This window comes from Verrucosispora sp. WMMD1129 (genome assembly GCF_029581255.1).
In the GTDB taxonomy this organism is placed as follows: Bacteria; Actinomycetota; Actinomycetes; order Mycobacteriales; family Micromonosporaceae; genus Micromonospora; species Micromonospora sediminimaris.
The window spans coordinates 3,247,833-3,261,259 of record NZ_CP120741.1 but is presented as its reverse complement, the minus strand read 5'-3'; the positions used below and the strand labels follow the sequence as shown (position 1 = coordinate 3,261,259).

Genomic DNA, 13,427 nt, shown 5'->3' with positions numbered 1-13,427 from the left:
GGGGCGGTATCCCGGTGTCAGCGGCGGTCGCAACGCCGACGACCCGCCCGGTTCGCCCGGGCGGGTCGTCGATCTGGAGGAGGCGGATAACGTCGTGTGGCGTCAGTGCATGTGACGCTGGGCGATGGCGAGGATCTCGTCGCGAACCGCGGGCGAACTGGCGGAGCGCAGGGCCCGCTCGATGGCGCGGGCGCGGCGGCTGGCGTCGCGGCGGTTGCGGATTCGCTCGATCATGCTCATGGTGTCTCTCCTCCTGGGCTATTCGGTTGTCGTCCCGTCGTCCCCTCCATTGAAGCGCACCGCGCCCCGCTTTGCCAGCGATTATTAGGTGAGCTGAGCCACCAGCCTAAGAATCTTAGGTAAGCAATACCTGATGGCAACTCTTTCTTCGCCAAACGATTACGGCCGGTGTGCCGGGCGTCAACCCGTGGCACACCGGCCGTCGCCGTCGTCGCGCGTCAGGTCCAGGCGAGCAGGGCCGCCTCCGGATCGGCGAGGAAGTCGCCCACGTCGCGGAGGAACTTCGAACCCAGCTCACCATCGATGATCCGGTGGTCGAAGGAGAGGCCGAGCGTGGTGACCAGGCGCGGCTTGACCTTGCCCTTGTGGACCCAGGGCTGTTCGCGAACCGCACCGAAGGCCAGGATCGCCGACTCGCCCGGAGGCAGGATCGGCGTACCGGTGTCCACCCCGAACACCCCGACGTTGGTGATCGTCAGAGTGCCGCCGGACATGTCGGCCGGCGAGGTCTTACCGGCCTTGGCGGTCTGCACCAGGTCGGTCATCGCGTCGGCGAGTTCGCGCAGGGTCAACCGGCCGGCGTCCTTGATGTTCGGCACGATCAGACCGCGCTCGGTGGCCGCCGCGATGCCGAGGTTGACGTACTCCTTGACGACGATCTCGTCGCCGGCCCAACTGGAGTTGACCAGCGGATGCCGCCGGACCGCCAGCAGCACCGCCTTCGCGACCAGCAGCAGCGGCGAGACCCGCACGTCACGCCACTCCCGTCGCCCGCGCAGCCGGTCCAGCGCCTTCATGGCTCGGGTCACGTCCACGGTCAGGAACTCGGTGACGTGCGGAGCGGTGAAGGCCGAGCGGGACATGTTCTCGGCGGTGAGCTTGCGTACGCCCTTGACCGGAATGCGCTGCTCGCGGTCCGCGCCGAAGCTCGCGGCCGAGCTGGCCGAGGTGGTGACCGCCACCGGTTCGGCCGCCGCCGGGGCCGCCGCCCGCTGTACGTCCTCCCGCGTGATCGAGCCCGACGGACCGGACCCGGTCAGCATGCCCAGGTCGACCCCCAGGTCCTTGGCGAGCTTGCGGACCGGCGGCTTGGCCAGCACCGGTCCGCCGCTCCGACCATTACCGTTGACCGTTGGCACGGACGTGGGCTGGACCGGTGCCGGAACGACCCGCGCCGGGCCGACCTGGACCGGTGCGGCCGGCATCGGCGCCGCCGGTGCGGCCGCGGCCGGGGTCGTGTCCTTGCGGGGGCGGCGCTTCGCCGCCGTGGTGCGCGGACCGTAACCGACGAGAACGGCGGTACGGCCCCCCGGGGCGGGACCGCCGATCAGGCCCGGCTCGACCGCACCCTCGGTCGGCGCGACCTCGACGGCGGCCAACGACGCCGCCGACGGGGCGGGCAGGTCGGTGGTGGGCGCACCAGTGGTGGACTGCTCCACCGGACCGGCGCCCGGGTCGGTGTCGATCGCGATGATCGGGGTGCCGACCTCGACCGTGGAGCCCTCCGGGTGGAAGATCGCCTGGACCTGGCCGGCCCACTTCGCCGGAATCTCCACGGCCGCCTTGGCCGTCTCCACCTCGACGATCGGCTGGTTCAGCTCGATCGTGTCGCCCACCTTGACCAGCCAGGCGAGGATCTCACCCTCGGTCAGGCCCTCGCCCAGGTCGGGCAGGTTGAATTCCTTGATCCGTGACATGCCGCTCACCAGCCGAAGGTGCGGTCGACGGCGTCGAGCACCCGGTCGAGGTCGGGAAGGTACTCCTCCTCCACCCGGGCTGCCGGGTAGGGGGTGTCGAAGCCGGCCACCCGCAGCACCGGCGACTCCAGCGAGTAGAAGCACTCCTCGGTGATCCGGGCCGCGATCTCCGCACCCATGCCCAGGTTGGACGGTGCCTCGTGCACCACCACCGCGCGGCCGGTACGCCGCACCGACTCGTACACCACCCCGAGGTCCAGCGGGGAGAGCGTGCGCAGGTCGATGACCTCCAGGTTCCGCCCGTCCTCCGCGGCGGCGGTCGCCGCGTCGAGGCAGGTACGCACCATCGGACCGTACGCGAGCAGGGTGGCGTCGGTGCCGGCCCGGGCGACCCGGGAGGCGTGCAGCGGGTACGCCTCGGACAGCGGAGCGTCCAGCTCGACCTGCCCCTTCTCCCAGTAACGCCGCTTCGGCTCCAGGAACACGATCGGGTCGTCCGAGGCGATGGCCTGCTGGATCATCACGTAGGCGTCCTGCGGACTGGCGCAGGAGACCACCTTCAACCCGGCGGTGTGCGCGAAGTACGCCTCGGGCGACTCGGAGTGGTGCTCCACCGCGCCGATGCCGCCGCCGAACGGGATCCGGATCACCATCGGGATGTTGAGCTTGCCCCGCGAGCGGTAGTGCATCTTCGCGACCTGCGACACGATCTGGTCGTACGCGGGGTAGACGAATCCGTCGAACTGGATCTCGCAGACCGGGCGGTAGCCGCGGATGGCCAGGCCGACCGCGGTGCCGATGATGCCCGACTCGGCGAGCGGGGTGTCGATCACCCGCTGGTCGCCGAAGTCCTTCTGCAACCCGTCGGTGATCCGGAAGACGCCGCCGAGCTTGCCGACGTCCTCGCCCATGATGACGACCTTCGGGTCGTTCTCCAGTGCCTTGCGCAGGCCGGCGTTGAGGGCCTTGCCGAGGGTGAGCGTCTCCGTGGCCATCAGTGCGCGCTCCCCTCGAACGACTCCAGGTACCGGCTGAACTGTGCGCGCTGCTCGTCGAGCAGCGGCGACCCGTTGGGGTAGACGTGGTCGAACATGGTGTCCGGTTCCGGGTTCGGCATGGCGAGCACCCGCTCACGCAGGTCCACCGCCTCCCGGCGGGCCTGCTCGTCGACCTCCGTGAAGAACCCGGCGTCGGCGATCTTCTCCCGCTCCAGGAACGCCTTCATCCGGGCGATCGGGTCCTTGGCCTGCCACGCCTCGACCTCGCTGGCGATCCGGTAGCGGGTCGGGTCGTCGGAGGTGGTGTGTGCGCCCATCCGATAGGTGTACGCCTCGATCAGGCTCGGGCCCTGCCCGTGCCGGGCGTTGTCCAGCGCGTGCCGCGTCACCGCGTACGTGGCCAGCACGTCGTTGCCGTCGACCCGGACGCCGGGGAACCCGAAACCGGCGGCCCGCCGGTAGAGGGGGATGCGGGTCTGCCGCTCCAGCGGCTCGGAGATGGCGTACTGGTTGTTCTGGCAGAAGAACACCAGGGGGGAGTTGAACACGCCGGCCCAGACGAACGCCTCGTTGACGTCACCCTGGCTGGTGGCGCCGTCGCCGAAGTAGGCGATCACCGCCTCGCCGTCGTCGGTGCCGGTCTTGCCGTCCATCGCGACGCCCATGGCGTAACCGGTGGCGTGCAGGGTCTGCGCCCCGATCACGATCGTGTACATGTTGAACTTGAACTCGTTCGGGTCCCAGCCACCCTGGTCGACCCCGCGGAACAGGCCCAGCGGCATGATCGGGTCGATGCCACGGCAGTAGAGCACGCCGTGCTCGCGGTAGGTGGGGAACGCCATGTCCTGCGTACGCAGCGCCCGGCCAGAACCGACCTGCGCCGCCTCCTGGCCGAGCAGGCTCGCCCAGATGCCCAGCTCGCCCTGCCGTTGCAGGGCCGTCGCCTCGGCGTCCAGCTTCCGGACGAGCACCAGGTCGCGATAGAGGCCGCGGTACTCCTCGTCGGTGAAGTCGACGCGGTACTCGGTGCCGTCCGGGCCGGTCACGCTCTCGATCCGCTCGCCGGAGGGCGTGAGCAACTGCACCAGCTCCGGATCGCCGGTGATGGCCTTCCTGGATCGGGGTGCGGCTCGCCGGCCGCGGGCCGGGGCCCCGGGGTCGCCCTTTGCCATCCGTCTCTCCCTGTCGTGTCTGCGTCGGCACCGGGGGGTCACCCGGCCGCGCGACTCGTGCGCCCGTCCCGGCTGGTGCCGGGATGGTTCCTGGCGGCCGCGCCTGACCCCGGTAGGGGCTGCCGCGCGGCATGAGCCGGATTCTGGCCGAACCCGGTTCGGGAGCGCCGGTGCCCAGTCGCGCCTACCGCGTGGGTGCGCGGAGGTCGCGGCTGCGCTGCCGCCGTGCCTCCAGTTTCGCATCAGAGGTGAGGCGTCCCACACCCCGCCCGCCCCGCATCCGGTGGCCGGCCCGCTTCGTTACCTGAAGCGCCGGAGTGTCCGGCCGATCGACGCGCGACCGTTCCGGTGATGGTTCGTCACCATTCGGCCAGATAAGCATGTCGACACGCGGTAGGGGGTTGGCTGACGCAGAGTCACTGCCCCAGGCTGATCGCGCGGGCCGGATCCAACCTCGGCGGCTCGCCAGGGTACCCATCGGGCGGCCCTGACCAGGGGCGACGACGAGGAGCGCGTGGTGTCCGAACCAGGTGAAGGTCCCGGGACGCCGATCCTCGGCCGGCACCGGGCGTCCGGCTACCGCCCCGTCGTGGGTGCGCACCGCGCCGTGCGTACCGCAGGCCCCAGCCGGGGCTATCTGCTGACGGTGGCGCTGCTCGCCGGCACGGCCTCGATGCCGGTCCTCGCCGCGATCAGCACCGGCTCCGCGACGGTCGGCAGCACGGCACTGCCGGACGGCAGTACGCCGTTCATCCCGACGCCCTCCATCGGTCCGGTGGTGGTCCCGCCGCCGCCCACCGGTTCGCCGACGGCCACCGCGACCGCGGTGCCCTCGGTCGAGCCGGCGGCACCGCCGGTCAACCCAGTGGTGCCGACGCAACGACTGACGATCGTCGGCACCCCGGTCGAGCACCCGCCGTCCCGTCGCCCCGAGGCGCCGGCCACCGCTCCGGCTCCCCGGCCGCCCACCAGCACCCCGGCCCCTCGCCCGGCGCCCACCCCGACCCGGTCACCGTCGCCGAACCCGACGAGCGGTTCGCCCACGCCGACCGCCGATCCGGACCCGCCGACCGCCTCGGCTGCCCCGAGCGATCCGGTCGAACCGACCGCGTCCAACGACCCGCCTACCGCGGGCCCGGTCCCGTCGACCGATCCCTCCGCGTCCGCCGGTCCGACCGCGTCGAGTGATCCATCGGCGTCCGCCGACCCGGGCCCCTCGGACGGTCCTACCGCGTCTGCCGAACCGACCACGTCGAGTGACCCGTCGCCGACGACCGACCCGAGTACGTCCAGCGGCCCTTCCGCGTCCGCCGATCCGACCGCGCCGGGCGGTCCGCCGGCCACCCCGGGCGGCGGTGGGTCCGCGCCGGAGCCCCCGCCGACCACCTCGTGATGGAGCTGCTGTTCTCCGGCACATCCGAGCGCACCGGCAGCGCCCGCGCCCGGGCGCGTTCCGCCTGCGAGGGCACTGCCGGCCCGCCGCCGGCTCCAAGGGCGGTGCCGGCTCGACGGGCGGTGCCGGCTCGACGGGCGGTGCCGGACGCGGACGGTTCGGTGAGCGTTGGGTGCGGGTCAGCCGTCGTCGGCGAGGCGGTGTCGGTTGGCCTCGATCCAGGCGTCCAGGGCCGCCGGGTCATCCGGGTCGATGCCGTCGGCCATCAACTGGGCCACCGCGGCAGTGGCCGGGCTGCGACGCTCGCCGGTCGCGTAGAGCCGGACGAACTCCGGCACCATCTCCTCGATCGCGGCGTCCGTGGCGGCGGCTGCCGAATCGGGCAGCCCACGCCGGTGCGCCGCGTATCCGGCCCAGGCGCGCAGCACCCGGGGCAGCATCGCCGCGTCGTCCATGTCGAGCACGGCCCGACGGTGCACCCAGTCGAGCAGGAAGAGCCCGGCGACGGTCGGGCTCCACCGCAGCGGGTCGGCGTCGGGGAAGGTGGCCGCGTGGTCGAGCAGCAGCCCCAGGCAGAAGTGCAGTGAGGCCAGTTCGGCGTCGTCGACCGCGTCCAGTCCGGCCCGGGCGGCGTCCGGCGAGCCCAGGAACCGGCGGATCTCCGCGGCCCGCTCGGCATCGGGCAACGGGTCGTCGGCCTGCCGGGGCGGTGGTGCGGTCGTGGCCGGCAGGACCGCCAGCCGAGCCCCGACCAGCGCCCGGTCGGTGGCGAGCGAGGCGGCACCGGGTAGCTGACCCAGATGGTCGGTGACGGCCAGATGCCGGCTCACCTCGTCGCGCATCCGGGTCGGGCTCTCCTCCCGGAACCAGGTCAACTCGTCTTCGGCGCACAACTGTCGGACCTGCTCCAGGATCCGGCCCGCCGGCCCGCCGACGAACACGTCCTTGGTGATGCCGATGTTGTGGTCGATCAGGGCGACCAGGGCGTGTTCCGGCCCCCCGGTCGCGTCGTCGTAGGCGAACGTCGCCAGGTAGGAGGTCTGGTCGCCGTACACGTCGCCGTACGACCAGGTGCCGGTGACGTGCACCTTGCCGAGCTGCCCGGACCAGGCCGGTGCCGTCGCGCCGGGACGGACCCGGTCCGCGCCGGCCGCGTCCGGCACCAGGGCCGCGAAGACGGCCCGGACCGTCGTCGCCGCGACCGCCCGTCGTCTGGAGGTGGCGGCGAGGAAGTCGCCCACGAAGTCGCGTACCGCCGCCTCCCGGTCCGTCTCGGCGACCTCGTACACGCTGCCGAGCAGGGCCGCACCGAGCATCTCCGCGTCGAGGGCCGAGTCGAGCTTGGTCACGTCGCGTGCGGCGTGCAGCACCGCGTCGTAGGGGGTCTGTGGCGTGGCCATGACCCGACCCTACGCCGATCGCGCGGTGTCCAGGAACGTTCAGCGGCCGGGTCAGCGGTGTCGGGCAACCTCGAGGACGGTGCGTGCGTCGGCGTGCGCGGCGATGACGGCCCGCACCGGGGCCAGCACCTGCTGTTCGCCGACGCTGGCGACGGCCCGGGTCAGCTGCGCCTCCGCCCGGTGACGGGCCTGCCGGGCGGCCCACCTGACCAGCGGGCGGGTCAGGGCCGCCACGACCAACCCGGTCAGCAACCCGCCGAGCAGCAGCAGGGTCGGCACCGGTACCTCACCTACCATCGGGTGCCGCAACTCCGGCAACCCGAGAGCCCGCACCGCGTAGCCGAGGACCAGCCAGCCCAGCCCGGCCACCGCGGCGAACGTCACCAGCCACTGCACCCCACCCACAAGTCGCCACCACGCACGAGGACGGTCGACGCCGAGGTCGGTGCTGGCGAGCGCGCCGTCCAAGGCGTCCGGCAGGTCACCGAGGCGGGACCGGGCAGCTGCGGCCATCGCGTCAGGCCAGGCGTTCGGCAGCCCGTCCCCGGCCCGCTCGGCCACCGTCCGCAGGGCCAGGGCCAGTGCGGACTTGTCGGCCGCGTTGGGCTCGGGTACGGAGGTGGCGGCCACCAGGCTCTCCGCCGGGTCACCACCGGTCCGCCGGTCGGGCAGGTGCAGCCGGCGCAGCGGATCGGCCCGCAGTCGCCGCCAGAGCCGCAGCAACGGCCAGCCGGTGGCTGCTGCGGCGCGATGCCGGTACGCCTGCTCGACCGCCGCCACGACGGTCGGCACTCCGGCTGCCCGGCACAGGGCACGGTCCAGCGCGGTGACCGCGGGATCGTCGGCGGCGAGTGCGGTGCGGGGCGCGCCGACCATGTCGTCCAGCGCGGCGACGACGGTGTCCACGTCACCGGAGAGACGACGCAGCGCGGCCTGGCGTTCGGCGACGGTGCGCTCCAGCGCCGCCCGCAGCCGCTCCGGGCCCTCCGGGTCGGCGACGGTGGTGGCCAGCAGCGGTACCCCGTCCAGCCCATCCGCGTCGAGCAGGCGGCGCAGGTCGGCCAGGACCCGGGGCACCTCGGCGGGCGGCAGCCGGTCGGTCTGGTTGAGCACGACCACTGTCACGTCCCGGTGCCGGTGGAACTCGCGGAGGTAGCTTCGGTGCATCACCCGGTCGGCGTACTTCTGCGGGTCGACCACCCAGACCACCAGGTCCACCAGGCCGAGCAGCCGGTCCACCTCAAGCCGGTGCGAGTGGTCGACGGAATCGAAGTCCGGCAGGTCGAGCAGGATCAGCCCATGCAACGTGGACTCGTCTTCGCCGTCGAGCAGGCTCTCCCGGACGAAGCGGTGGCGGGGCAGCACGCCGAGCCAGTCGAGCAGCCGGGTGCCCCCGTCGAGCGGGCCCCACACGCAGGCGTGCGTGACACCGGTGGTGGGTCGGCGTACCCCGACGGGTGAGAGGTCCATCCGGGCCATCGCGTTGAACAGGCTCGACTTGCCGCTGCCCGTGGCTCCGGCCAGTGCCACCACGGTGTGGTCGCGGGAGAGCGCCAGCCGGGTCCCCGCACGTTCGACAAGGGTGCGGGCCGGCACCAACGGAGTGTCCGGCAGGTGGCCGTCGACGATGCCGAGGAACCGCCGTACCGCCTCCAGCCGGGCGACAAGTTGGTCGGCGTCCACCCGCCCGTCGGCGATTCGCAACGCCTCGCGGAGGCGTCCGCCCATGCCGGTCACGGCCGCTCCCCATCGGTCAGCTGGGCGTCGACGCCCGTCGTCTGGGCGCTGAGCACGGGTGCGGCGTCGGCGAAGCCGCTGCCCAACCGGGCCGCCTCCACCCGTTCGGCCGCCTGACGCAGCGCCGTCGCGTTCCGGGCCGGCGGTCGGGCCTGCCTGGTCCGGGCGAGATAGCGGGTGGCCTCGTCGTCCAGCAGCACCGTCACCCGCTCCAGCAGGTCCTCCCGGGCCTTTCTGGCCAACGTACGCACGGCCTGATCACCGAAGATCGCCTGAAGGACCGCCTGACCGGCGAGGGTGGTGCCGGCGCCGGTGGCGACCTCCAGCCCGGTCGGGATGAAGGCGGTGGAGGCGAAGACAGCGATCATCACGGCCAGCCCGGTGGCGTTCACCGCGTACGCCGCGGTCCGCGCCACGAAGCGCCGGTCGCCACCTTCGGCCCGGACCAGTTCCAGCACGCCGCGCTGCCAGTCACGGACCAGGCGCTCGGCGCGCTGCGGCAGGTCGGTGGCATGGTGGGCGAGGTCGGGTTCGAGCAGGGCCGCGCCGGCCGGGTGCGCCTTCCATCCGGTGTACGCGTGCTCGGCCGCCTCGGCGGCCACCCCCCGTAGCAGGGTGACAAGCTGCGACTCGATCGCGTCCCGCAGCTCGACGGCGGGGACCGGGCGTCGGGAGAAGGCGGCCATGACGCGGTCCCGCAGCCGGCCGATCCGTGCCTCAAGGGTGCGGAAGAGGTCGCTGGTGCCGATGAACTCCTGCCAACGGGCGAGCACCTCGCCACGGAGCAGTCGACCGTCGCGCAGCCCCTGGTCGACGGTCCGGTTCGCGGCCCGGTACGCCGCACGTACCCGGTCGTCCAGCGCGTCGGCGGCGGCGACCTGCTCGTCAACGGCGAGCGCCAGGCTCTCGACGGTCGGTTGCAGCAGGGCCAGCGCGCCGCCCAGCGTCTGCCGGACCACTGCCGAGCGAGCCTCCGCGTCGGCGGCGAGCCGGGCGAACCAGTCGGCCAGCGGCGCGGTGCTGCGGCCCGGTAGCAGCCCCTGCCCGTCGACCCAGGTCTCCGGGAGCACGAACAGCGGCGCGGCGTCGAGACCCTGCTCGGCGAGCATCTCGGCGAGATGGGCGGCCACCTCGTCGGTCGCCTCCGCCGGCACCCGGTTGAGCACCAGGGCGAGTACCGCGCCCCTGGCCCGGGCGTTGTGCAGCAGCTCCCAGGGGACGGCGTCGGCGTACCGGGCGGCGGTGGTGACGAAGAGCCAGAGGTCGGCGGCGGCGAGCAGCTGGTTGGCCAGGGCCCGGTTGGCGTCGACCACCGAGTCGATGTCGGGGGCGTCCAGGAACGCCAGCCCCGGCGGGAGCGCCGGGGCGGTGACCAGATGCAGGGTGCGGGGATCGTCGCTGGGCTGGTTGGTGCGGGTCAGCCCGGGCAGCAGCTCCCCCCGGCGGAACCAGGCCGAGTCGGCCGGGTTGCAGACCAGTACCGGAGACCGGGTGGTCGGCCGCAACACCCCGGCGGCGCTGACCCGGGCCTGCACCAGGCTGTTGACCAGGGTCGACTTGCCGGCGCCGGTGGATCCGCCGACCACCACAAGCAGCGGAGCGTCGAGGCGGGTCAGGCGGGGCAGCAGGTAGTCGTCGAGCTGGTCGGCGAGGGCGGCGACGGTGCGCGCGGCCAGCTCGGCCGAGGGCAGGGCCAGCGGGAACCGGGCCGCCCCGATCGCGGCGCGCAGGCTGGTCAGGGCGTCTGGCAGGGTGTCGTCCCCGGTGGGCGCGGGCCGGTCCTCGCCGGCGCCGGTGGACCCGGTGCGGGCTGCGACGGCGGGCGCGCCGGACGGTGAGGCGGAATCGCCATGCGTCGTCACCGCTAAAGCGTGCCCGACCGACACAAGGTAAGACAACCGGTCGGTAGGACTGCCGAGTTGCGCCGATCCGACTCAACCCTGACTTGACGATTTCCGGGGGCGTGGCACTATTGAGTCAAGTTCACTCAACTTGAGGTGGGGTCGCTGCGGACGGCAGGTGCCGCGCAGCGGGACGGGAGGGCCCGTCACCTGCTCAACGTAACGAAGCGAGGAAGCGAAGATGGCACGTGCGGTCGGTATCGACCTCGGCACGACGAACTCCTGCGTCAGCGTTCTGGAGGGCGGTGAGCCCACCGTCATCGCCAACGCTGAGGGCTCGCGGACGACCCCGTCGATCGTCGCGTTCGCCCGTAACGGCGAGGTGCTCGTCGGTGAGGTCGCCAAGCGCCAGGCGGTGACGAACCCGGACCGGACGATCCGCTCGGTCAAGCGGGAGATCGGCACCAACTGGTCCGTCGACATCGACGGCAAGAAGTACACCCCGCAGGAGATCTCGGCCCGGACGCTGATGAAGCTCAAGCGGGACGCCGAGGCCTACCTGGGCGAGCAGATCACCGACGCGGTGATCACCGTCCCGGCCTACTTCAACGACGGCCAGCGGCAGGCCACCAAGGAGGCTGGCGAGATCGCCGGCTTCAACGTGCTGCGGATCGTGAACGAGCCGACCGCGGCCGCCCTGGCGTACGGGCTGGACAAGGGCTCCAAGGAGCAGACCGTCCTGGTCTTCGACCTCGGTGGCGGCACCTTCGACGTGTCGCTGTTGGAGTTGGCCGAGGGCGTCATCGAGGTCAAGTCGACAAGCGGTGACAACCTCCTCGGTGGTGACGACTGGGACCAGCGGATCATGGACCACCTGGTGAAGACCTTCCGGGGTGAGCACGGCATCGACCTGTCGCAGGACAAGATGGCGATGCAGCGGCTCAAGGAGGCCGCCGAGAAGGCCAAGATCGAGCTTTCCGCCGCCACCACCACCAACATCAACCTGCCGTACATCACCGCCGGTGCCGCCGGCCCGCTGCACCTGGACGTGACCCTCAGCCGGGCTGAGTTCCAGCGGATGACGCAGGATCTGCTGGACCGCTGCAAGGGCCCGTTCGAGCAGGCCGTGAAGGACGCCGGGATCAAGGTCTCCGACGTCGACCACGTGATCCTCGTCGGTGGCTCGACCCGGATGCCGGCCGTGACCGACCTGGTCAAGCAGCTCACCGGCAAGGAGCCCAACAAGGGCGTCAACCCGGACGAGGTCGTCGCCGTGGGCGCCGCACTTCAGGCCGGCGTGCTCAAGGGCGAGGTCAAGGACGTCCTGCTGCTCGACGTGACGCCGCTGAGCCTGGGCATCGAGACCAAGGGTGGCATCTTCACCAAGCTCATCGAGCGCAACACCACCATCCCGACCAAGCGCTCCGAGGTGTTCACCACCGCCGACGACAACCAGCCGTCGGTGCTGATCCAGGTCTTCCAGGGCGAGCGTGAGATCGCCGCGTACAACAAGAAGCTCGGCACCTTCGAGCTGACCGGCCTTCCGCCGGCCCCGCGTGGCGTGCCGCAGATCGAGGTCACCTTCGACATCGACGCCAACGGCATCGTCAACGTCCACGCCAAGGACCTGGGCACCGGCAAGGAACAGAAGATGACGATCACCGGCGGCTCCTCGCTGCCGAAGGACGACATCGAGCGGATGCGCCGGGACGCCGAGGAGCACGCGGAGGAGGACAAGCGCCGCCGCGAGGAGGCCGAGACCCGCAACGTGGCCGAGGCCCTGCAGTGGCAGACCGAGAAGTTCCTCGCCGAGAACGGTGAGAAGCTCCCCGCCGAGAACCGCGAGAAGCTCAACGAGGCCCTCGGCGAGCTGCGTGGCGCTCTCGGTGGCAGCGACATGGAGAAGATCAAGTCGGCGCACGAGCGGCTCGCGCAGGTCTCCCAGGAGGCGGGCTCGCTGCTCTACGCCCAGCAGGCCGAGCAGTCCCAGGCCGGCGGCGAGGCCGGTCCCGGTGCGGCCGGCGGCGCCGACGCGACCGGTGGCGCGCAGGCCGGCGGCGCCCGTCCCGGTGCGGACGACGTGGTCGACGCGGAGATCGTGGACGAGGACAAGAAGTGACGGTCCTGGCCACCCGAACGCACGGGCAGAGGGATGAGGTAGTCGTATGACGGAGAAGCCACGAGCCGCCGACCCGGGTGACACCGGGTCGGCGCCGGGTGGCTCGGCGTCCGAGCCGGCCACCGGCGACGCGCCGCGGGTCGTCATCCGCAACAACCGCAAGATCAGTCAGATCCGCGAACCCGACGGTACGGCGGCGGACGCCGGACCGGACGTGCCAGCGGAGGGCCTGGTCGAGGAGGCCGAGGTCGTGGTCGACTCGATCGAGGTCGAGGCGAGCGCGCTCAGCGACGCCTCCACCGAGGGTCCGCCGGTCGTGGACGCGCCGGCACAGCCGGTCGGGGAGCCGACCGAGCCGACCGCAGGTGGGCTGGGCGCCGAGCTGGAGGCGCTCCGCGCCGAGCTGGACGAACGCACCCGCGACGTGCAGCGGGTGTCGGCCGAGTACGCCAACTACCGCAAGCGGGTCGAGCGCGACCGTGGCCTGGTCACCGAGCAGGCCACCGGGTCCGTGCTCGCCGCGCTGCTGCCGATCCTGGACGATCTCGACCGGGCCCGGGAGCATGGCGATCTGGTCGGCCCGTTCGGTTCGGTGGCCGAGCAGCTCATCACCGCGCTGGGCAAGTTCGGGCTGACCCCGTTCGGTGAGCAGGGCGATCCGTTCGACCCGACGCGGCACGAGGCGGTGGCCCACCAGACCTCGTCCGACGTCACCGAGCCGACCTGCGTGCAGGTGATGCGCCGGGGCTACCAGGTCGGCGAGCGACTGCTGCGGCCCGCGCTGGTCGCGGTCGCCGACCCGGAATAGTGCGCGACGGTGATCCGGCCGC

The 13,427-nt window shown here is 72.3% G+C and carries 10 protein-coding genes; 2 read left to right on the top strand and 8 right to left on the bottom strand.

What is annotated here, in order from left to right; translation table 11 throughout:
- Positions 1 to 102 precede the first annotated feature (102 nt).
- From O7624_RS15155 to O7624_RS15120, 8 genes are all read right to left on the bottom strand, one after another.
- Positions 103 to 240: a hypothetical protein gene (locus O7624_RS15155; RefSeq protein WP_165437957.1), complete on the bottom strand. Its 138-nt coding sequence runs from the start codon at positions 238 to 240 to the stop codon at positions 103 to 105.
- 218 nt (positions 241 to 458) lie between these two features.
- Complete coding sequence (locus O7624_RS15150; RefSeq protein WP_282240640.1) at positions 459 to 1,937, bottom strand: dihydrolipoamide acetyltransferase family protein; 1,479 nt, start codon at positions 1,935 to 1,937, stop codon at positions 459 to 461.
- A gap of 5 nt (positions 1,938 to 1,942) precedes the next feature.
- Positions 1,943 to 2,932, bottom strand: coding sequence for an alpha-ketoacid dehydrogenase subunit beta (locus O7624_RS15145; RefSeq protein WP_093409117.1), 990 nt, complete (start codon positions 2,930 to 2,932; stop codon positions 1,943 to 1,945).
- Complete coding sequence (pdhA, locus tag O7624_RS15140) at positions 2,932 to 4,107, bottom strand: pyruvate dehydrogenase (acetyl-transferring) E1 component subunit alpha (protein ID WP_282240468.1); 1,176 nt, start codon at positions 4,105 to 4,107, stop codon at positions 2,932 to 2,934. The genes O7624_RS15145 and pdhA overlap by 1 nt, the downstream gene beginning before the upstream one ends.
- A gap of 633 nt (positions 4,108 to 4,740) precedes the next feature.
- Complete coding sequence (locus tag O7624_RS15135) at positions 4,741 to 5,493, bottom strand: hypothetical protein (RefSeq protein ID WP_282240467.1); 753 nt, start codon at positions 5,491 to 5,493, stop codon at positions 4,741 to 4,743.
- Positions 5,494 to 5,679: 186 nt separating this feature from the next.
- Positions 5,680 to 6,900: a hypothetical protein gene (locus tag O7624_RS15130; protein ID WP_093409105.1), complete on the bottom strand. Its 1,221-nt coding sequence runs from the start codon at positions 6,898 to 6,900 to the stop codon at positions 5,680 to 5,682.
- 51 nt (positions 6,901 to 6,951) lie between these two features.
- The gene (locus tag O7624_RS15125; protein WP_282240639.1) at positions 6,952 to 8,628 is read right to left on the bottom strand and encodes a GTPase; all 1,677 of its coding nucleotides are present in this window, start codon (positions 8,626 to 8,628) and stop codon (positions 6,952 to 6,954) included.
- A gap of 5 nt (positions 8,629 to 8,633) precedes the next feature.
- A complete protein-coding gene (locus tag O7624_RS15120) occupies positions 8,634 to 10,499 on the bottom strand; it encodes a GTPase domain-containing protein (protein ID WP_282240466.1) in 1,866 nt (621 codons plus the stop codon).
- A gap of 220 nt (positions 10,500 to 10,719) precedes the next feature.
- On the opposite strand from O7624_RS15120, the gene dnaK reads away from it, so the two are divergent.
- Both dnaK and grpE read left to right on the top strand, forming a co-directional pair.
- Positions 10,720 to 12,597 carry a molecular chaperone DnaK gene (gene dnaK, locus O7624_RS15115; RefSeq protein WP_282240465.1) on the top strand — a complete coding sequence of 626 codons (1,878 nt, stop codon included), beginning with the start codon at positions 10,720 to 10,722 and terminating at the stop codon, positions 12,595 to 12,597.
- A 46-nt stretch (positions 12,598 to 12,643) separates the two neighbouring features.
- Positions 12,644 to 13,405, top strand: coding sequence for a nucleotide exchange factor GrpE (gene grpE / locus O7624_RS15110; protein ID WP_093403746.1), 762 nt, complete (start codon positions 12,644 to 12,646; stop codon positions 13,403 to 13,405).
- The last annotated feature ends 22 nt before the right edge of the window (positions 13,406 to 13,427 follow it).